Annotated in this window: 17 protein-coding genes; 15 read left to right on the top strand and 2 right to left on the bottom strand. The window is 50.5% G+C overall.

What is annotated here, in order from left to right; genetic code table 11:
- From IFO68_RS12450 to IFO68_RS12480, 7 genes are all read left to right on the top strand, one after another.
- The gene (locus IFO68_RS12450) at positions 1-1,104 is read left to right on the top strand and encodes a CpaE/TadZ family protein (RefSeq protein ID WP_192016172.1); all 1,104 of its coding nucleotides are present in this window, start codon (positions 1-3) and stop codon (positions 1,102-1,104) included.
- A 36-nt stretch (positions 1,105-1,140) separates the two neighbouring features.
- Entirely contained in the window at positions 1,141-2,400 is a 1,260-nt protein-coding gene (locus tag IFO68_RS12455) for a TadA family conjugal transfer-associated ATPase (protein ID WP_225445208.1), read from the top strand.
- The gene (locus IFO68_RS12460) at positions 2,397-3,293 is read left to right on the top strand and encodes a type II secretion system F family protein (RefSeq protein WP_192016173.1); all 897 of its coding nucleotides are present in this window, start codon (positions 2,397-2,399) and stop codon (positions 3,291-3,293) included. Before IFO68_RS12455 ends, IFO68_RS12460 begins: the two co-directional genes overlap by 4 nt.
- A 183-nt stretch (positions 3,294-3,476) precedes the next feature.
- On the top strand, positions 3,477-4,373 hold the full coding sequence (locus tag IFO68_RS12465) for a type II secretion system F family protein (RefSeq protein ID WP_192016174.1): 897 nt from the start codon (positions 3,477-3,479) through the stop codon (positions 4,371-4,373).
- Positions 4,374-4,432: 59 nt separating this feature from the next.
- A complete protein-coding gene (locus tag IFO68_RS12470; protein WP_192016175.1) occupies positions 4,433-5,188 on the top strand; it encodes a tetratricopeptide repeat protein in 756 nt (251 codons plus the stop codon).
- On the top strand, positions 5,188-5,523 hold the full coding sequence (locus IFO68_RS12475) for a DUF3613 domain-containing protein (protein ID WP_192016176.1): 336 nt from the start codon (positions 5,188-5,190) through the stop codon (positions 5,521-5,523). The genes IFO68_RS12470 and IFO68_RS12475 overlap by 1 nt, the downstream gene beginning before the upstream one ends.
- 234 nt (positions 5,524-5,757) lie before the next feature.
- Positions 5,758-7,569, top strand: coding sequence for a pilus assembly protein TadG-related protein (locus IFO68_RS12480; RefSeq protein WP_192016177.1), 1,812 nt, complete (start codon positions 5,758-5,760; stop codon positions 7,567-7,569).
- A 35-nt stretch (positions 7,570-7,604) separates the two neighbouring features.
- Here the strand turns inward: IFO68_RS12480 and IFO68_RS12485 are convergent, their stop codons facing one another.
- Positions 7,605-8,453: a helix-turn-helix transcriptional regulator gene (locus tag IFO68_RS12485; RefSeq protein WP_192016178.1), complete on the bottom strand. Its 849-nt coding sequence runs from the start codon at positions 8,451-8,453 to the stop codon at positions 7,605-7,607.
- Positions 8,454-8,660: 207 nt separating this feature from the next.
- Positions 8,661-9,713 carry an alpha/beta hydrolase family protein gene (locus tag IFO68_RS12490; RefSeq protein WP_192016179.1) on the bottom strand — a complete coding sequence of 351 codons (1,053 nt, stop codon included), beginning with the start codon at positions 9,711-9,713 and terminating at the stop codon, positions 8,661-8,663.
- Positions 9,714-10,048: 335 nt separating this feature from the next.
- Here IFO68_RS12490 and IFO68_RS12495 point away from each other — a divergent pair, with 335 nt between their 5' ends.
- The 8 genes from IFO68_RS12495 to IFO68_RS12530 all read left to right on the top strand — a co-directional run bounded on the left by IFO68_RS12495 (position 10,049) and on the right by IFO68_RS12530 (position 21,780).
- Positions 10,049-11,290, top strand: a complete 1,242-nt coding sequence (locus IFO68_RS12495; protein ID WP_192016180.1) for a hypothetical protein — start codon at positions 10,049-10,051, stop codon at positions 11,288-11,290.
- The gene (locus tag IFO68_RS12500) at positions 11,287-12,072 is read left to right on the top strand and encodes an immunity 49 family protein (protein ID WP_192016181.1); all 786 of its coding nucleotides are present in this window, start codon (positions 11,287-11,289) and stop codon (positions 12,070-12,072) included. Before IFO68_RS12495 ends, IFO68_RS12500 begins: the two co-directional genes overlap by 4 nt.
- 368 nt (positions 12,073-12,440) lie before the next feature.
- On the top strand, positions 12,441-14,015 hold the full coding sequence (locus IFO68_RS12505; RefSeq protein WP_192016182.1) for a methyl-accepting chemotaxis protein: 1,575 nt from the start codon (positions 12,441-12,443) through the stop codon (positions 14,013-14,015).
- Between the two features lie 403 nt (positions 14,016-14,418).
- A complete protein-coding gene (locus IFO68_RS12510) occupies positions 14,419-15,858 on the top strand; it encodes a DUF1254 domain-containing protein (RefSeq protein WP_192016183.1) in 1,440 nt (479 codons plus the stop codon).
- A 423-nt stretch (positions 15,859-16,281) separates the two neighbouring features.
- Positions 16,282-17,715 carry an ethanolamine permease gene (eat, locus tag IFO68_RS12515; RefSeq protein ID WP_192016184.1) on the top strand — a complete coding sequence of 478 codons (1,434 nt, stop codon included), beginning with the start codon at positions 16,282-16,284 and terminating at the stop codon, positions 17,713-17,715.
- Between the two features lie 86 nt (positions 17,716-17,801).
- On the top strand, positions 17,802-19,184 hold the full coding sequence (locus tag IFO68_RS12520) for a glutamine synthetase family protein (RefSeq protein ID WP_225445209.1): 1,383 nt from the start codon (positions 17,802-17,804) through the stop codon (positions 19,182-19,184).
- Between the two features lie 12 nt (positions 19,185-19,196).
- A complete protein-coding gene (locus tag IFO68_RS12525; protein WP_192016185.1) occupies positions 19,197-20,588 on the top strand; it encodes an aldehyde dehydrogenase family protein in 1,392 nt (463 codons plus the stop codon).
- Positions 20,589-20,610: 22 nt separating this feature from the next.
- Complete coding sequence (locus IFO68_RS12530; RefSeq protein WP_192016186.1) at positions 20,611-21,780, top strand: iron-containing alcohol dehydrogenase; 1,170 nt, start codon at positions 20,611-20,613, stop codon at positions 21,778-21,780.
- The last annotated feature ends 3 nt before the right edge of the window (positions 21,781-21,783 follow it).

Raw genomic sequence — 21,783 nt, forward strand, 5'->3', positions numbered from 1 at the left:
ATGCAGCTCATGGCCTATACGGCGGATCATCACGCCAAACTGGATGTGTCAGAAGCGATCCCGGAAGGGTGTACGCTGACATGGATAGAAGATGCGTCTCATCTTAGTTCTAACCTGGCCTGGAAACAGACGCGCATTCTGATTTTAGTGGCCTCTGACTGGCCAATGTCCGATATCGAAAGCCTGATGGACAACTTTGCGCCCCGGCGCGTCATTCTGGTGGATCTGACACCAGAGGCGCACTGGCATGGCATTCAGCAAAACCAGCTGGTCCGCAAACACCTTCACTGGTGTGAGCTGGAGGGACTGACAGATCTGATCATGAATCTGACGCAGATGACGTCTTTTGACGCCACATCGCGTTTGGCGCTGTTATCGCCCCGCAATGACTGTGATGGTGCGTTGCTGGCCATAGCTGCAGCGTCACAGCTGCAACGAAAGCACAATCAGCCCGTCCTGTTATTGGATCTGGGGCGACCATACAGTGATGTGTCTTCTTATTTGGGCTGCGGTGATCGTATTGATTTTCTCACCTTGCTGGAGAAAAAAGATTATCTCAGTGCGCAGTGGCTTCAGGAGCAAGAGCTGGACGCCACAACCGGTATTCATGTTATCGGCATGCCGGACTCGGACAATTACAGCGCTGTAACCATGGAAGCACTGGTGGAAGTGATGGATCTGCTGGAAGGCATGTACAGCAATATCATTATTAATCTCACCGGTATGCCACCCAGCCCTTTACTGTTTTTCATGGTCAATCGCTGCGATCAGCATTGGCTGCTGTCCGATCAGAAAAACGTCAGTCTGAAAAGCGCCTGCGATTTGGCTGAATTACTTTACCTTCAGGGGATCAGGCCGGGCAGCGTGAATTTAGTGCTGGCGCCTTTTTCCCCTGAAGTGATGCCGGGGAAAGAGATGATCCAAAATCAGCTTCCGATCTTAGTTCGTGGCGATTTACCGTACACCTTTGCAGTCATTACTGACATTAATGCTAACGCACTGTTTCCGCCCAGTGGTGAGTTCAGGTTGTATATGAAGGCGGTTGAGAAATTGCTCTGGCTGTCGACAGAAAAATCACGCTGGCAGTTTTCTCTGGGCTGGTAAGTATCCTTAGGTGATTTCTCAAATCAAGGAGTAGGTATGGGAAATGAAATGGTGTGGCCAAGCAGGGAATTGGTGATTCAGCAGGAAGAATCGACGCTGGCTCTGAAAGCGGAATTACACCGTTACATCATAGAGCAGTTGGAAGAAGATGGCCTGATGTTCGAGATGGAACGTCAGGAAATGCAGCCGCACGTACATGATTACGTTCGTCAGTATTTTCAGCAGCATAAGGAACTGAATCAACATCTGAATATACAGGATCTGGTCACGGAACTGATGGATGAAATCGTCGGTTTTGGCCCGTTACAGAACCTGCTGGATGACCCAAACATCGACGATATTTTAATTAACGGCCCGAAAAACATCTATGTTGAGCGAAGCGGTCAGTTAAGCCGGATTTCCCTGAGGTTCATGAATGATCAGCATGTTTTGCGGGTTATTCGCCGTATGATTTCGCCAATTGGCCGGCGAATTGATGAGTCCAACCCCATGGTGGATGCCCGTTTGCCAGACGGCAGCCGGATCAATGCGGTGATCCCGCCTTTGTCTATTGATGGCCCTTGCCTGTCTATCCGGAAATTCAAAAAAGAAGGTCTGACGGCGGATACCTTAATTCAAAATGGCGCGATGAGCGTTGCCATGCATCAGTTGCTGAGAAGCTGTGCGAAATCGCGTTTTAATATTCTGATCAGTGGTTCAACGGGGTCAGGTAAAACTACTTTGCTAAATATTCTCAGCCAGTACATCAATACCGGTGAACGTATTGTAACCATTGAAGATGCCGCCGAACTGCAGCTCAGGAACGGTCACGTTGTCCGTCTGGAAACACGCCCGCCAAACTCTGAGGGCCATGGCGAAGTGACCGCCAGAGATTTGCTCAAAAATGCCCTGCGGATGCGGCCTGATCGCATCATTCTGGGTGAAAGCCGTGGGGGTGAAGTGCTGGATATGCTGCAGGCGATGAACACAGGCCACCAAGGGTCGATGAGTACCCTGCATGCTAACTCCCCCCGCGATGCGCTGGTGCGGCTGGAAATGATGGTTACACTGGCCGGTTTCACTTCCACCGAATCGCTGATTAAACAAATTATTGCCACTGCACTGGATATGATTGTTCAGGTTTCACGACTGCCAAGCGGTAAGCGGGTCATTACTCACATTGTTGAAGTACAAGACGTGGCAGACGATCAGATCCGCATTCAGGAACTGTATAAATATAACCAGCAGACAGAAGATTTTGTGCCTGTTGATGCTATGTCAGTCCACCTGCGTAAAAAGCTGGAGGAGGGGCTATGAACAGCGCGATCTTTATCGCGGTGGTATTGCTGCTTGCCAGCTGCGTATTAATGGTGATTGCCACCAGGCGGCCCAAAGCTGCGACCTCCAAAGCTGTAACAGAAAAAGCTGCGACAGAGAAAGCCCGGAAACAGGGTGCAGACGAACGGCCTGTCCAGCGCAAGGATCGCTTGCAGGAAAACTGGCAGCGACTGGGGCTGAGCACATCGGTTTACATGCTGGTGGTTTATGCGGCTTGCCTGTTGTGCGGGCCTTTCGTGCTGGCTCGCCTGTCTGGTATTGGCGGGCTGGGCATTGGTTTGCTTGTTTCTGTGGGATTTATTCTCCTGCTGGGGCAGATCCGAAAAAGTAATAAACGCCGGAAGATTCTTCAGCAGTTACCAGGATTTATTGATCACCTTAATCGCCGTATACATGTTGGCATGTCGCTCAACAAAGCAGTCGAGCAGGTACTGCCCGCGATGAATAACCCTTTACGCAGTGCTGCGCAACGGGCGGTTCAGCGTACCAGCCTGGGCACAGAACTTTATGACTCCTTCTATAAAGAAGCAAAAATAACGGGTGTTCAGGAGTTTGCCCTGCTTGGCTCTGTGTTTAAGGTGAATCATCAGTTTGGCGGCAGCGTGACGGCGGCACTAGAAAATTTGGTTGAGTTGCTGCATCAGCAGGAACGAAGCCAGCGTGAACTGAAGTCGATGACAGGGGAAACCAGGGTGACAGCCTGGGTGATGGGAGTGGCACCGACGGCCATGGCAATTTATATGCTGGTGTCTAATCCCCAGCAGTTGTTGTCTATGTGGGCAGATGAGTCAGGCCGGCAGGCGCTGATGCTGGGCATTGGGGCGCAGGTACTGGGTGCCTTGGTGTTGTGGCGCATGGTTCGGTCGTTATAAGGCGGTTTGGCTGGGTTCAAGCCGCTTAATGGATCCCCGCCTGCGCGGGGATGACGAAGTAAAAAGATGAAAAGAGTGCAGTGGCGAGAAGTCTTAATGACGTACACGCCGACTCGCCGTCATTCCCGCGAAGGCGGGAATCTAAGGACGGCAAAGCAGAGTAGGGATAAACAGAGGTAGAGAATGACAGTCACCGCTTATTTGATCATTGCCAGTTTATTGCTCACTGCAGGCGGGGCCGGTTTGATGTACTGGTCAGTCAAATTACAAAAAGCACGCAGTGTAGAGCAAAATCTTGCCAAGTCGCTGGGTAAGACGCCCGGCGAGCGCGTGATTCAGACAGGCCAGATGTTGTGGGGGAAAACCAAGCGGCGTAATGCCTCATTTCTGAGTGATATTCTGGAGATGATGCGCAAAGCCGGATACATCTCCAACCGCGAGCAGACACTGGCCGTGTTCAGGATGGCTGCCGTGTGGTGTGCCGTTCAGCTGGTGTTCGCCAGTCAGCTCATCCAGGCCGATGCGCCGGTAAACAATAAAATCAGCCTGGCGTTTATCAGTGCGCTCGGTACGGCGTATCTCACTATTCAATGGCTTAAGAAAAAAGCGGCCAAGCGCACCCGGATTATTGATGAAGAAATGATTATCGGCCTGCAGGTCATGAAAATTTTGTGGGATGTCGGTTTGTCGCTGGAGAGTTTGTTGCGCACCCTGACCCGTGAACTGTCGGAACTGACTCCTGAGCTGAATAAAGAACTGAAACTGGTACTCAGCAAAATTGAAGCGGGCCAGGAACGTTCCTCTGCTTTTAGCGAAGTGGCCAGTGTGAATGATTCCACCGGCATGCAGGATTTGTTAACCATGCTGGCACAGGTATCTGAAACCGGCGGCAATATGTCGGCTTCGCTGAATCAGTTATCTCAGTTGTTGCAGGACAGACGGCGCACTCAACTGCAGGAAAAAGTCACCAAGCTGTCGGGGAAAATGTCAGTGGTCATGATGGTGTTCCTGTTCCCGGCACTGTTTGTTGTGCTAGCCGGACCGGGGTTCATGGCACTCGTCAAGGCGATTGGCAGTTGATGCCTCCTGCCATTAACGTGCGGCGGTAAAGTAACAATAAGAATGACAAGGATGTGGATATGAAAAGTCAGTTTAGCAACGGATTCATCAGGTATTACCGCTATTGGGCAGGCGGCCTGCTGGCAATAACGCTGACTGCCTGCTCGGGTTCGCCTCAGGAAGAAACGGCCCAGCAAACGGCAAACAAGGCCGTACAGTCTGGCGCTTGTGGTGAAACACTGATTGCTAAAGACGGCATGAAGCTGTCGATGGTGAAACAGCAAATGGATCAAGGCCAGTATTATCTGGCGCTGGCAGCACTGGATGATCTGGATGAAGATGGCCTGAGCGTGCGGATAATGCGTGCTAACAGCTACCGCAAACTGGGCAAATGGGATGAAGCGTCCGCTTTGTATAAAGGCATGCTTAACACCTGCCTTTCGGGCAGTGCGTATCACGGACTGGGTTTGATCGCTTCGTATCAGGGCAATATGCAGGACGCCATGAAGTGGATGGAAAAAGCGGCCAAAGCCGCCCCGGTTGAAGCCGATGTCCGCAATGATCTTGGATTTTTACTGCTGGTAACAGGGCAGGATCAGAAAGCCAGAGATGAATTGTTAACTGCGCTGGAGTTGAATCCGTCGCACCCGAATGCGGCGAAAAATCTTTGGTTTGTTTTACTGAAAACCAACCAGAAACAAGCGGCTGCGACGCTGGCTTCCCGGTTCGAATGGGACTATGCCGATCAGCAGGAAATGATGGATGCCATTACTGCCTTCAGGCCGTTGCAGCTGGATCCTTCTCAATCGGGCAAAGAAAGTACAGGAGCTTTGTGATGAAAAGGACATACACCTCTTTGATCACTGCGATGGCGTTTGCGCTTGCAGGCACTGCCGCGCCGGTTATGGCAGAAACACGTTCAGCGACAGAACCGGGAGAAATCAGTGCGTACCCGGCAACCACTACAGCGCAGTTAAAACCGGTCATGAAAAGTGAGCGCAAGAACATGACTCAGCTCTGGCTGAATATGCAGACGCGCGGCCAGATGGCAACATCCCAGGTCGACACCCTGACCCCAGAAGCCGCGAAGGCAACACAGCAGCGGATGCAACAGAGCTTCAGCCACCCGATTCCGGATAAATTTATTAAAGACAACTTTGGTGGCAGTTAATGGTGAATCAAAAGCCGACTCACACGAACTTGGCGCACTGGCTCGTTTTTTCGCGTACTGACTTGTTGTTTTCACGTACTGACCTGTCATTCCCGCGCAGGCGGGAATCCACTTAACGGAACATGACGCTGACTGATAACACCTCTGCGCTGGCACAGGCATGAGAATCATCAGCACTGGCGGCACACTGAGGCATCAGTGTTATCACTCACAGTCGCCATGAGGAGCTAGGATATGTTGAGTCCATCGAGATCGCCTGGTCGTTTTTCTCGGATATCCCGCCAGCGCGGCGCGGTTGGGGTAGGTCTGATTTTACTCATGGTCAGCATGGTGCTGTTCCTGGCAATGGCCGTCGACACCGGCCGCCTGTACATGGAAAAACGCAAGCTCCAGAAACAGGCCGATTTAGCGGCACTCAGCTTAGGGCGAAGTGCCTGCTATATCGACGGAATCAACAATAAAGATACGCTGGAGACTCTGGTAAAACAGAATCTGGCAGCCAATGGTTTTGATACCACAGCCTCAAACCCAACGATTGAATTCGGTGCCGCGCAGATCGCCGGCAATGAATGGGAATTCGAACCTGCCAGCACTACAGTCAAAAGTGCTGGCAGAGTCACCATCAGTAAAACCGTACCCGGCAGTTTGATTTCACAGCTGTATAACCCGAACGATGTCACTCTGAGCGCGTCGGCGGCTGTGTATAAACAGGTTTCGGTTGAGTTCGGGGTGGGGTCTTCTGCAGTAAATGTTGGGTTAACTAATTCAGTCCTAGGTGCTGCATTAAAAGGAAATCTAAATATTATTTCTTATGATGCTTTAGTGAATGGAAAAATCAGTCTTGCGGCTTTATTGATAGAACTTCTTCCTAACCTAAAAGATAGCGATGGTAGTTCATTATTATTTACTGATCTGACTGTGGGTGATGTTGATGATATATTAGATGCTTATGTGAATGTGGCTGATATTATTGAAGCCTCAATATTAGTGCTAGGAGAAACTACAGATGAGGGTGCTGTGTTATCTACAATAAATCAATTAGCATTAAATAGTGGGTTACCAAGAATACAATTGTCGGAGATACTGTCTTTAGGCATACATGCTCATGATGAAATGGTTAAGAGTGCTGCCCTCGCAAGTAAAATTAATCTTTTTGATTTGGTCTCTGGAACAATATATGCGGCGAATAAAGACAATTTTATATCTATTCCAAATTTAGATGTTGATTTAGGTGTTGCAGGTTTAGCTGTTGCTTTGAAGGTAATAGAACCGCCACAGTTTGAATTTGGGAAATTGCCTGCTACATTAAATGATGACTTTGTGGCGTCAGCTAAAACATCTCAAGTTGATTTAAAAGTGAAAGCTACACTGTTAAATGGTGGCTTGGATTTAGGATTAATAGCCTTAGAGGTAGGTACAATAGGAGTTCATGCTACTATAGCTCAAGCGGAAACTAGGCTGTTAGATGTTTATGGTTGCTCCTTATCTGGTAACGGGATGAAAATGGATTTCTCCACAAAACCATCAGTTGCAACAATTAGAATTGGAGATGGAGGTGCTGTAGGGGACAAAGATGATTTTGGTTCCCAAGGGGCTCCAATAAAAATTGGTGCAAAAGTTGGCCTGAAAACTTTATCTGTTGAAACAGCGATAAGTGTACCAGTTTCATCTTCAACTTTTGTAAATCACATTGGCACAATTGATAAAGAATTAGAAATGCCACAGAAGGTTTCTACTGTTAATCCAGGAGCTGGAAACACTCTACAGGGAGCTTTAGACTCAATTAAAAACGGCAGTAGGGATTGCGATGATCCTAAACATGTTATTTGTGTTGATGTGAAAGGGTTAGGGATACTAGACCCATTGCTTGGGAGTGTATTAGATGCTCTTTTAACTGGATTAATCCCAGTTGTTATCGATTTGATTGATGATGTTCTGGTGATAGTTTTAGACACGATTTTAACAAATGTCCTCGGTATCCAAGTCGGCACAGCCGATGTATTCGTCAAATCTATCGACGTTGACGGCGGTGGTTTGATTGAATAATGACCTGCTGAGGCAATATTTTTTATTACTGCCACTCACTCATTCTGTATTTGCGCCAACTGAACCGGGATCTGAAAATGAAAACTGGCTGTGCCCGTGAAACGGGTATCCATCTCCAGCAGTATTTCGACCAGGCTGCCGTGATTGTCGAGGGAATAGCCAAGCAATTCAGCTTGCCGGAACAGGCTCTCAAGAGCATTGAGATAAGCAATGTCAGAAGCGACGCGGACTTTGCTACATAAATAGTAGCCTTCTGCAACCAGATGGTCGTTTGGCTCTGGTGGTGTTCGCCATTTTCCTGTGACGGATGTGATGTCATGCCAGGGGCGATCCAGCTCCAGCACGGGTGTGGCGCAGAGCATTTTGGCCGTCTGCTGCCCGTGTTGATTGAACAGGCTGTGCCAGTCTCCTCTGTGAGCTGTCTGCGTGTAAATCCCTCTTGCCGGAAACCAGGTTAATTCACACGGCATAGATGAAGCCAACTGCTGTTCAAGGGGAGGCTGTACCACTTCGGAGGTGCGATGTTGGCTGGGATGCGCCAGCTTACTGAGTAAAGCGATGGTTTCGCCTGGCGTGCCCGTTTCTCCCAAAGCTTTGATTTGTTTTGCCTGAAAACCGGTTTCTCGTTTCAGGGCTTTCGCCAGTGCCTGCGACGAGGAATAGCCAGAAGACAACGCAATTTGGGTAATTGAGCTGTTTCGCGACATCAGCAATTGCGAGATGGCGTATTGCAGTCGGATACGGTGTAAATATTGCCCCGGCGTTTCATGAAACAGCTGAGTAAACTGCCGGTGAAAATGAAAGGGCGATATGGCGCTTCTGCTGGCAATTTGCTCCCAGGTCAGCCTGTCACTGGGTGTGCTGTGCATCAGCTGCAAAGCCATTTCGAAGCGCTTTCGTATATTGTCCGCCAACGGCGCGAGCAGGTGCGCTCGGGCACGAGTTCATAGAGCGACATGAAGGTATCAAAAGAATCCGGGCTCTGTTTCATGGCTGAACGGGCGAAGTGAAAATGAATGTCACTATGCGCCCTGATGCAATTGTTTGCAAGATGTTGACTGGTCCTGATTTGCCCGCGATAGACTCGCTCGTTATAACCCGAGGGTGGCTGCGATGGGGGCGTGATACGGGTTGTCCGTTTTGAGCAGGCTCAGCCAGGGGGAGTGTGCCGTTTGCTGGGTCTGCTGGTTCAGCCAGTGGATCAGCGTCGGAAAGGCGTCGGGTGCCAGTGCCGACTCGCCCAGCCAGTGCAGTTTGAGCAGATCCCCTGTATCCATACGCTGTTTGGGAAAATAGGCTGAATCTAAAAGCCCATGATTACCGCTTGCGATCAGCCGGGTTGAGACAAAAGGATTTGAAGCGCGCTGGTGTTTTTCAAACTCAAACCGGGCATCGACATTGAGATCGTCCTCTCCCCAGAGGAACAGAGTCGGTGTATGTATCAGCGGGTAGTCCTCGCTGGCATCTGACTGCAGATTTTTCAGCACAAAGTGATACCTGTCTGCCGGCATGGCCTGAGCACCCATCACTTGCCGGTAGTCTGTATAGTCGGGTGCTTGTAGCAATAAGGCAATTTCCTCGTCATACGCGCTGAGGGCGGCCTGAATCTCTGCTTCCGTTGCGCCGGCCTCAGTGTGTTTGAGCCGGGTATAGTAACGACTTTGCTCAATCCAGTTGGTCGCAAAGCCAATACCAACCATAAAGCCAAACTGTGCCTGATGATCGGTTGCCAGTGACGGCAGTACCCAACCGGCCTGGCTGAATCCCACTACACCGGTTTGCCGGGCAGTGAAACCATATCGGGACTGTACCCATTGAATCGCATCAAGCACTTCGGCCTGTCTGTCTGCCATCGACTGCTCAAGCCAGTTACCGGTTGATTGCTCAACGCCAGGTTTATTCCAGCTTAGAATTGCGTAACCTTCAGCGCGGAGCTGATCCCACAGCAAAGGGTAATATCCGTAAGCGTCATGGGGCATTTCACCGTCACCATGAACAAATAGCAACACCGCCTTGCTAGTCTGGCTCCCTGTCGGTGGCAGGTACACCCCGGACAGTTGATTATCGCCGCTCCGGAAAACAATGTGTTCTTCTGATGAACAGGCCGAAAGTGTCAGGACGAATAACAGAACAAGCAGTTTCATTCAGATCACCATCAGCTGCTAAAAGTAGGTGTAATGTGCCAGCAAGAGTATCGTGGGAACGGCTAAAGAAAACGTGTCTCTGTTTGCTGTTTGCTGGAATGGGTGTTAGCGCTGTTGCAACCTTTACCTGACCGCTCTTGTTGTGACCCGAGTCAAGCTGTCAGAAAAACAGTTCAATTGTCAGCACTATCCGGCGAATCCACTGCTTTTAGTGTCACTTTGTCATCTGCTGAATATCTCATCAAAATGTTATTTTAATGCCTTGTTTTATGAGTGGTTTTTATCCCGGTTCAGTGTAGCTGCGAGTCGTGGCTGCAAAATAAAAGGCGATGAGTATGAGCTATGAGTTGATTGAGTCACGCAGGTTATCTCTTAGTGATCTACACCGGATTCTCAGTCCGGACAGTGCGAGGTGGCGAATTCAGGTCGAACACAGCATAAAGATTAAAGGTTTGGACGGGTTACCGCTTCGTGACGGAAACACCCGTGATGATATTCTCAGCAAAATTCAGAGTGGAGAGCTGGTATTGTTGGGGGATAGCGGTGATTTGTATGATGCTTCAGGTCATCTGAAGTCGAATTTACCTTTCGGGTTTTCCTGTCGAATGCGAATCTTGCAGAAAACGGCCCGGCCGACCCGCTATGTAAAAGCACATTATGCTCCTTTTGATCCGGATACCAATATGTACGAGACGGTAGCCGAGGTCGCCACACGTGTCGTTGGTGCCAGTAAGCAGTTCGTGAACGACTTTGTCCGTCATCAGGCTGCTCAGATGGGTGAGCATTTTGCAGAAGAAGGCGTGTTTGTAACGACCGACACGCAAACCGGGAAAATATTGACCCCGGAGGCAGTTTCGCAGGCTTATATCGACAGTGCTCATGAGATGTTCCCGATTGAAGGCGAACTGGAACAGCAAGGGGCTGAAACGCTCAAAGGCTATGAAAGTTATCAGGCGATGGTTCCGATTGTCAGTCTTGCAGCTAGCGGGGGAAAAGGGGTTTACAAGCTAGCAACTAACCCAGGGCTTCTAAGGGATTTTGTTGAAGGAGCGATTAAGGACGCTCGGAGTGTCGAAGAAGCACTTGGTCAACTTGGTATGGAGCATGCGAAGCAGCGGCTTGGGATCACGACTCACCCTGATTATATCAACCGTTATCATGGACCTGACTGTTTAGGCTTGGATAAAGAATGCATGCTGGTTGAAATCGAGAGTAAGGCGACCACAGGTCCAAGCAGATCTGTGGCGACAAATGTACGTCGAATGAGGCAAGGGTCGGCGGCAAAGAACCTGCTTCGCGGGACACTAATCAGAAAAAAAAGAAACAAAATTGGTATTCCGTCTTCACGCCAGGGCGGACCCTATACCCGAGAAGAAGTAAATTTGTGGTCTGAGATAGCTGATCTTGAAGGCAATAAGCGCCATTTGATGATTAATACAGATATTAAAACAGGAACTGTAAAAGTGTTTGAACAAGACAGGAATGGCAGAGTCGTAGACACAATAGACGAATTTAAAATTGAGCACTTTGATGAATCCAAGGATTTGATAGTAAAAGAGTTTAGGAGCAGAAGATGAAAAAACCAACAGATGCAGAACTCAATGACTGGATTGAGGACGCTTATCAGCAGTTGGAACGAAAAGAGCGATTGGCTCAGGAAGGGTTTCGTGAAAAGCATAACCTACCTTTGGAAGGCTATTACAGTTCAAAGGGAGATTATTATCTGGATATTTCGATTTGTCAGGCACTGCTTGGCAATAAAGATCTCGCAATTGAGGCATTGGAAACATCTGTCGAAAATGCGGTTATTCCATATCATATGGCATTTGATCAATCCTGTGAGTTACGCATTAAGGCAACGTCTAATTACCTGAGTATGCCGGAGACACATGCGGTATTGATGAGAATGGCTGCGTTTGATAACGACGAATTTAATCAAAAACATATTGCGTTTATAGGTTTACCTAAACAAGAGTTAGAAGATCTAGAATCACAGGAAATGATTCAAACCATTACAACACTGAGTCATATTCTTAGGCATCATCCGGATGAAACGGCAGAAGCAGCTTTGAAAAGTGCTTTGGATCATACCCGTATTCATCCAATCAAAGGTGGGTGGCGTGCGAGGACCTATGTAATTAACCTGGCACTTTTTAGCATTGTCAGGAGGGAGCAGAAGACCTTTGATGAGGCATTGGTTCTATTTTTAAAGGATTATGAAAGGGAAGCGAAAGGTGAAATTCGCGGGTTACCAATTGCCTATGTCAGCATGGAGGCCGTCGGCTTAGTCAAACTGGCCCGGCGCTATGGTCTGAAGTATGACGGTGACAATCCATTGATCCCAGCAGCGTTACTTTGATCAATGTTGTGCAAAATTCAGCTCAATAAGACATAACCTGGCCGCCATGTGCGGCTTTTTTCTTTGCCTGTCCTGCGAAGCTGTCAACCGGCAACCTAGGATGTATGTTTGTGGCTGCCTGATACCAGTGAATCCCTTACAGGTATACTGTGATGTGAAAATGTGCATTCACCTCAAAACAGGCAGATAAAGCATTAAAAAAATAGATTTACACCGCTCATCTTTGATGAAATCAGGCTTGCATTTTGTCTGCTCATTTCTGGTCAAACATTGGATTTTTCAGCACAACAAAAAATAAGTTCGTTAATGTATCTATTCCTTTGATATCAATGAGTTTTACAAATCCACACAGTCAGGGTTAACGTTTAATGAAAAAATTTATAGTGATGGTTGTCTGTGCAATGTTTGCCATTGCAGCGATAGCGAGTATTTGGTCTACGTCGTATATTTCTCATCAGGAAATAGACAGTATTATTTTAAAAAAATCGCAGGTACAAGCTGAGCTACTGGCAAAGAATGTTGAGTATGTGCTTGAGAACTCTCAGCAGCCGGAAGACGATTTACAGGCACTGGTGTTGTCGCTCAAGCAGCGCAGCGATATCAGTTATGCCGTAGTGATTAATAAGCATATCACGGCCATTGCCCACAGTGATCCGCAAAAGCTGAACAAAGTCTATGATGACAGCTACACAGTGGAAGGGGCAGGACAGGGTAAACCGAAACACTCCAAATGGTATGCGGATGTTCAGAAAGTCTGGGTATACGACATCATGATGCCTGTGTATGTGAACGGATCGCTTTACGGCGCGTTCGACGTCGGCATTCCTATTACAGAAGTCGATAATGCCGCCAGTGAAATTGTGATTGCTCAGCTCACCGCCATCATCATTATTTTTATCATCTGCGCGGCTTTTCTGATGTGGATACTGAACCGTTTGTTCATGCCGCTTACCGGATTGCAGCAGGCGCTGGAAGATATTTCCAAAGGCGATGGCAACCTGACGGTGCGTCTGCCGGTAAAAGGGAATGATGAGATCGCCCGTATTTCTGAGGCGTTTAATATCTTTGTCAGCAAGATCAACGACATCATCGTTCAGGTTGTTGATACAGGTGTTGGCCTGGGACGCTCTGCAGCTTCGCTGCGTGATCAGTCGGTGCATGCATTGTCGAGAGGGCAAGACCAGAGCGAACAGACGCTACTGGTGGTGACGTCGATGAATGAAATGATCGCAACGATTAATGAAATTTCCAATAACGCTGCAGGTGCCGCAGAGTCTGCAGGCAGTGCGAACAGCGAAACTCAGGCCGGACGCAAGACGCTGCAAGCGGCGACCAATACCATCAATCATCTGGCCGGTGAAATGAATGACATGTCTGCTGTGATTGCGACGTTAGCAGACAAAACGCAGTCAATCGGCTCGATTCTCGATGTGATTCGCGGCATTTCCGAGCAAACGAACCTGCTGGCGCTGAATGCGGCCATTGAGGCAGCCCGTGCCGGTGAGGCCGGTCGTGGATTTGCTGTGGTCGCGGATGAAGTGCGTAATCTGGCGACTAAAACGGCTCAGTCTACCGATGAAATCCAGCGTATGATTGACCAGCTGCAACATGAAGCGAAAAACGCAGTGACTGCGATGGAAAGCAGCAAATCCCTGACTGAAGAAGGCACCAAAGCCACCGAAGACGCATTGAGTGCGCTGGACGAAATTTCGGGTCAGGTTGTCGCGATTCTGGACATGAACACTCAGGTTGCCACGGCTACAGAGCAGCAATCCAGTGTGGCCAATGAAATCAATCTCAACATGGATACGGTGAATCAGGCGGTGCAGGCCGGGCTGGATGCCAGTATGGAGCTGGAAAAAACCAGTCAGGATCTGGCCGGCCTGGCTGAGAAACTGGATCGACTGGTGGGGGCTTTCAAACTGGCAAGACAGGTACGATAGTTATTTCTGATTAACTGACTCTTCAGCAAGGGAGCAGGTTCTCCCTTGCTGAACGAGCATTACTTTCCGGGCAGGCGTTCTGCTTCATTGCCCGAATAAATGTTCACTTTGCGTAAATTCTTCAAGCTCGTTCAACTGCGTTCATTTCCCTGCCTAACAATGGATTCTGTCGTGTTTTCGTCACCATCCTGCTTCTGGTTGTTATGGTCTGATTCCGAAATCTTGGCCTGAAAGTATTGTGATATTAGATGCTTATCTTTCCGTCTTGGTCTAAAGTTACAAACGGTCTGCTTTGAAGCAGTAGCAATAACGTCTTCGCAGGCTGGCTCGCGTGTTTTTGCATTGTGGTACACGAAGTCCGAACAGTTATCTTTTCTAAAAATGAACAACAGGAATTGATCGCATGAAACGTCTACTTGCCGTGACATTGTCGACGACTTTGCTTGTCGCGTGTAACGATCCGAATCAAGCTGCTTCCAATACCTCCGCGGATACAGCTTCTGCTACAACGACAACCTCATCTTCATCGAATTCTTTAACTGCTGAGCAGGCGCGCGAATATGCCCGTGATGCGTACATTTTTGTTTACCCCTTAGTGCTGAATTATCGCACTATGTATTCTCAGGCAATTAAAGGGGATGCGGCATTTGGCAAGTGGCTGCATTTAGGCACGTCTACCCCCGCAGACACTGATATTGTCACACCCAATATTGATACCCCTTATTCTTACGCCTGGGTGGATTTGCGGTCTGAGCCTTGGGTAGTCACTTTGCCTGAGATAGAAGCTCAGCGTTACTACACCAGCCAGTGGGATGATTTGTGGGCATATGTTATTGATAATCCCGGCTCATTGAATGATGGCAACGGTGGCGGAAGCTTCATGCTCGTTGCACCGGACTGGCAAGGTGAAACGCCAGAAGGTATTAAACGAGTCATCCGCGGGGAGAGTCAGTTCCTGGGGACGCTGACACGTACACAGCTCATCGGAGGGCAGGATGATATGCCTAATGTTGAGAAGATACAGCAAGCGTACAAGCTGCAACCGCTCAGCGAATTCCTGGGTCAGCCCGCCCCAGCGCCAGCACCGGCCATTGACTGGCCGGCATGGACAGAAGGCGATGAAAAAACAGATCAATTCTGGCGCTACGCTGACTTTCTTCTCCCGTTTACGTCACCCAATGCGAATGATGCCGCGGAGTACAATAAACTCAAAGCCTTAGGCATTGGCACGGGCGAACCTTTTGACTTTTCAGCCTTAGACCCCTCGATTCAGGATGCGATGCGGGCGGGGGTACAGGATGCGCTGGCCGAATTCCAGAAAGCCGGAAACGATCCTACTTTGGATTCAGGCACACTGTTTGGCAGTCGCGAGCGGATTGGCACGGATTATCTGAAGCGGACATTGGGGGTTGTGCTGGGTATTTTTGGTAATGCTAATGAGCAGGCGGTATATTTTTCTATTCCGCTTGATTCGAATGATCAGCCTCTTGATGCCAGTAAAAATAATTATTCAGTGACTTTTCCTGCGGGGCAGATACCACCAGTGAAATATTTCTGGTCATTCACTATGTATAAACTGCCACAGCGATGGCTGGTGGAAAACCCGATCAACCGATATTCGCTGTCAAGTACGACTCCGGGAGTAAAAAGCAACGATGACGGTTCATTAACGATTTATTTCCAGCATGAGTCACCTGGGCCGGATAAGGAAAGTAACTGGTTGCCATCACCCGATGGACCATTCTGGATTGTGTTGCGAAACTACGGACCGGATAAAGCCATCATTAGCGGTGACTATCCGAAGCCAAAACCGGTTCCGGTTCCGATTCCGGCTGCAAAATGATGTAACCCTGCAGTGCTTTGAATCATTTTACAAAGGCCACCTCATTCTGCTTGTGATAATGCGCCGCAGCATGGGGTGGTCTCTTCGTTATGTTCAGATGCTGCCGGTGCTTATTTCATCCCCCCTCTTTGCTGTTAGCGGTTTTGCTTCTGGTACCCGAGGTGATTGCACTGGCGTTCGCTCCTGTCTTGCCCCGGCATCAGCGGTCACACATAAGCGAACACATAAACCTGCTATTTTCTTCTTAAAATTCATCACATAGCGGCTCGCCGTCACGGAAATGCCGCTTACTATTAATAAAACTTATACCTTAGTTTTAGCCTAACTGATTCTTGTTGCCGGGCAGTAGATGTCGCCATTAAGTTAACAAAAGCTTAACAAGATGTGCGATTTAACTTCATTCACTGTAGAAAAGGAAAAGTTATGTCTGGCAGCAACGAGCAAGCCGTCGAAACCCATACCGTTTCTGACGAATACTTAAGTAAACGACAACTCAAAAAAGGCGTGGCAGGCTGGGTACTGCTGGCAAGCCTGGGTGTGTCTTATGTGATCTCCGGGGATTTCGCTGGCTGGAATTTTGGCTTAGAGCGGGCAGGGTTTGGCGGCATGCTATTGGCCACGATAGTCATGGGGCTGATGTATATGTGCCTGGTACTGAGTCTGGCCGAGATGTCGTCATCGATTCCCACTGCTGGTGGTGGTTACAGCTTTGCCCGTCGCGCCATGGGGCCGTGGGGAGGCTTTCTGACCGGTACCGCTATCTTGCTGGAGTATGCCATTGCCCCTGCCGCGATTGCGATTTTCATCGGCGGCTACGTGAATGAGTTAATCGGTATTGACGGGCCCATAGTATACGCGGCTTTTTATTGTGTGTTCGTCGGTATCCATTTGTGGGGTGCCGGAGAAGCACTGCGTATCATGATGGGGATCACCTTGCTGGCGGTGATTGCGATTATAGTTTTTGCGCTGGGTATGCTGCCGCATTTTGACATCAACAACCTTTTTGATATTGCCGTTAATTCAGATGTCGCTGGCGCCAGTGCCTTTTTGCCGGAAGGCTACATGGGAATTTGGGCGGCACTGCCATTTGCCATGTGGTTATTCCTGGCGGTCGAAGGTGTGCCACTGGCGGCTGAAGAAGCGACTAATCCGGCCAAAGATATGCCGCGTGGCATTATCGCTTCCATGCTGGTACTGATAGTGTTTGCCGCTGTGGTGCTGATTCTGGTGCCGGGCGGTGCCGGAGCCGAAGCCATGAAATCGCACAGTGCGCCGCTGGTTGGTGCTTTGCAGTCGGTGTACGGCACGGAATCGCTGGCGGCGAAATTCGTTAACCTTGTTGGCCTGTTCGGCTTAATTGCCAGCTTCTTTTCTATTATTTATGCCTACTCACGCCAGGTGTTTGCACTGTCGCGTGCCGGCTACCTGCCGCGTTTTCTGTCGCTGTCCGGCGAGCGTAAAGTGCCTGTCTGGGCGCTCATCGTGCCCGGCATCATCGGCTTTCTGTTGTCGCTGTCCGGCGAAGGGGATCTGATGATCACCATGGCGGTGTTTGGCGCGACCGTATCTTACGCTCTGATGAGTCTGTCCCATATTATTCTGCGCCGCAAAGAGCCAGCGCTGGAACGCCCTTATAAAACGCCGGGTGGCACGCTGACATCGGGCATTGCGCTGGCACTGTCGCTGGTAGCGCTGGCATCCACTTTTGTGGTGAGCCTGCAGGCGGCGCTGTGGTCCGCCCTTTTTTACGCTGTCATGCTGACTTACTTCACGCTGTACAGCCGTCACCGTATTGTCGCCAATGCGCCGGAAGAAGAGTTTGACCTGATTGCTGATGCAGAATCTGAACTCAGTTAATGTCATTTGAGGACGCGGCTGCCGCTGTTGGTCAGTGCGTCCGGATTGAACTTATCTCCAAACAGGCTCAGGAACGAGTCATCTTGATGAAAGAGGTACACATGGAAGCCAGAGAAGTGAAGACGATTGCCGATGCAATGGCCATTGTAGAAGAACGCGCACTGACCCACGTGAAAGTCGGCTTGTTTGATAACGACGGCATCATGCGCGGTAAATATATGTCGAAATCCAAGTTCTTTTCATCGCTTGAAAAGGGGTTCGCGTTTTGTGACGTCGTGCTGGGCTGGGACTCCAAAGATCAGCTCTACGACAATACTCAATATACCGGCTGGCATACCGGCTACCCGGACGCCCCGGTACGCATTTTGCCGCACACCTGCCGGGAGGTCTACGGTGAAGAAGGTATGCTGCTGTTTATTGCCGAGTTTACCGATGAAGCTGAGAAAGTCTGCCCGCGTGGCACCTTGCGCAAGGTGCTGAAAAAAGCCAATGACATGGGCTTTGATGTGTTTGCTGCCCTTGAATATGAGTTCTTTGTTTTCAATGAAACACCGCATTCAGCCAGAGAAAAAGGCTTTCGCAACCTGGAAACCATCACGCCGGACTGGTTTGGTTATTCGATGATTCGAAACTCGGTGCATTCCGGCTTGTATGAAGCCATTCTGGGCATGAGTGAGCAGATGGATTTTCCGATTGAAGGCATTCACTCAGAGACCGGTCCCGGTGTTTTAGAAGCCGCCATCGCGGTTGATGGCGCCGAAGCGGCGGCCGACAAAGCGGCACTGTTCAAAACCTTCATGAAAGTGCTGGCTCAGAAAAGGGATCTGCTGGCGACCTTCATGGCGAAATGGTCGGGAGACTATCCGGGCCAGAGTGGCCATATTCATGTGTCGCTCAAAAACAAAGACGGCTCGTCGGCGTTCTACGACCCGACACAGACTCACAATATGAGTAAACTGCAGCGGCATTTTCTGGCCGGCCAGCAGCGCCTAATGCCTGAGTTTTTGTGTCTGATTGCACCGACCATCAACAGCTATACCCGTATGATCCCCGGCTTCTGGGCACCGACAGATGCCACCTGGGGCGTGGAAAACCGTACCACGGCCCTGCGGGTGATCCCCGGCAGTGAACAATCCCAGCGCATCGAACACCGCTTAGGCGCAGCAGATGCTAACCCGTATCTCGCGCTGGCAGCCGCCGTGGCTTCCGGTCTGTACGGCATTATGCAGGAATGGGAACCGTTCGAGCAGGTGAAGGGCAATGCCTACGAACAGCAACATGCACCAGAGCTACAATTACCACGTACCCTGTGGGATGCCGCGCAGCGGTTTAAGCAGTCTGACGCTGCCCGAACCATGTTCGGTGATGAGTTCGTTGAGCACTTTGCTGCCAGCCGTGAGTGGGAGGAGCGTGAATTCAGAAAACACGTGACTGACTGGGAAATGGATCGTTATTTCGAAATTATTTAAGGAAGATGCGTCATGACTCGAATGCAACAAACGATATCGCCGGTAGACGGCAGTGTGTATGTCACGCGTCCGCTTGCCTCTGGCGATGAGATTCAGCAAGCGCTGACGCTGGCGAAAAGTGCCCAGAAAAGCTGGGCCAGCGTTGCACTGAGCGAGCGTCAGGCAATGTGCAGCAAAGCGGTTGACTGGTTTGAAGCCAATAAAGCTGAGATCGGCCAGGAAATCTGCTGGCAGATGGGAAGACCGATCCGCTATGCGCAGGGCGAAATCGCCGGTCTGGCGGAACGGGCACGCCATATGATTGCCGAAAGCGATGCGGCGCTGGCCGCGATCACTTTACCCGACAAGCCCGGCTTCAGCCGTTACATTACCCGTGAGCCCGTTGGTGTGGTGGCGGTGATCGCCCCCTGGAATTATCCGTACCTGACGGCCATCAACAGTATTGTGCCTGCCTTGCTGGCCGGTAACAGTGTCATCCTCAAGCATTCTGCACAAACGCCCCTGTGTGCTGAGCGGCTGAAATCGGCTTTTGATGCCGCAGGTCTGCCGGAAGGGGTGTTTCAGTTTTTGCATCTGACGCACGAAGACACCACCAAACTGATCCAGTCTGACGCGGTGAATCATGTCGCCTTTACCGGCTCAGTACCGGCCGGCGCGCATGTCGAGCAAGCCGCCGCAGGCCGTTTTATCGGCGTTGGACTGGAGCTGGGCGGTAAAGATCCGGCTTACGTGCGCGAAGATGCCGATCTGGATGATGCGGCTGACACCGTGATTGACGGGGCATTTTTCAACAGCGGCCAGTCGTGCTGTGGTATTGAACGTATTTATGTTCACGCTTCTGTGTATGACGCCTTTGTCGAAAAAGCGGTAGCGATCGTCAGACAATATAAGCTGGGCCGACCGGATGAGCCGGGCACGACGCTGGGGCCGCTGGTCCGTACCAGTGCCGCTGATTTTGTCCGTGGCCAGATTCAGGAGGCGATAGCGCAGGGTGCAGTTGCCCATATTGATGAGCAGGCTTTTCCGCTCAGTCAGGCCGGATCGCCCTATCTGGCGCCGCAAATTCTGACCCAGGTTGATCATTCGATGCGCGTGATGCACGAAGAATCGTTCGGGCCTGTTGTCGGTATTATGAAAGTGAATAGCGATGAAGAAGCTATCACGCTGATGAACGACAGCGATTTTGGCCTGACCGCCAGCATTTTTACCCGTGATATTGAGCGGGGTATTGCCTTAGGCCAGCAGGTGGAAACCGGTACTTTCTTTATTAACCGTTGTGATTATCTCGATCCGGCGCTGGCCTGGACCGGGGTCAAACAGTCTGGCCGCGGCTGCACTTTGTCGGCTCTGGGCTTTGCGGCGCTGACACGTCCGAAGTCATTTCATATTAAATCACTGGCCTGAACCGGCGTGTAAGGAGAGCAAGATGTCGCTGAAAGGAAACTGGAATTATCCAACGCCGATCACAGTAGGTGAAGGTTGTTTACAGCAAATCGCACAGGCATGCCGCGGCGCTGGGATCAGCAACGCATTATTGGTCACCGATCCCGGGCTGGCAGCCCTGCCCATGGTGACGGAAACTGTGGCGTTATGCCGCGAAGCTGGCATTGGCTGTGAGGTGTTCAGCCGGATTCAGGGCAATCCGACCGGCGAGAATGTCGAAGACGGCCTGGCTGTGTATCGTCAGGGCGGTTTTGATGGTGTGATTGCCTTTGGTGGCGGTTCCAGCCTGGATGCCGCCAAAGCCATTGCCCTGATGGCGGGACAGTCACTGCCGCTGTGGGCATTCGAAGATGTGGGCGACAACTGGTTGCAGGCCATTGCGGATGCTATTGCCCCTGTTATCGCGATCCCGACCACAGCCGGGACCGGCTCTGAAGTCGGGCGTGCATCTGTGATCACTGATACGGCCAACCACGTCAAAAAGATCATTTTTCATCCTAAGATGCTGCCGGTACGTGTGTTGCTCGACCCGGCGGTGACGACCGGGCTGCCGCCGCATATCACAGCGGCGACCGGTATGGATGCACTGTCGCATAATCTTGAAGCCTATTGTGCCAACGGCTATCACCCGATGGCCGAAGGTATTGCACTTGAAGGCATCCGGCTGATTAAAGCCTATCTGCCACAGGCGGTTGCCGATGGCAGTAACCTTGAGGCCCGCACCCAGATGCTGGTGGCCTCCAGTATGGGCGCGACCGCCTTTCAGCGTGGTCTGGGCGGGATGCATGCCATCGCCCACACACTGGGGGCGTTATACGACAAGCATCACGGCTTATTGAATGCCATCCTGATGCCTTATGTGCTGGTGGCAAACCGCAGTGCGATTGAAGATAAGCTGACCCATCTCGCCCGCTATCTGGATTTACCCGAGCCCGGTTTCGATGCCTTTCTGACCTGGATTCTGGATTTCCGTGCCGCCCTGCAGATCCCCCATACGCTGGCGGATATTGATATTACGGTTGAAGAAGCACAGCGTGTAGGCCGCATGGCGGTACAGGACCCGTCGGCAGGCGGAAATCCTGTTGCACTGAGCGCCGAGCAATACAGCCGGATTTTTGTGGACGCTGTGACGGGCCGCTTGCCACAGCACTGACAC

The organism is Photobacterium arenosum (genome assembly GCF_014841115.1).
Classification (GTDB): domain Bacteria; phylum Pseudomonadota; class Gammaproteobacteria; order Enterobacterales; family Vibrionaceae; genus Photobacterium; species Photobacterium arenosum.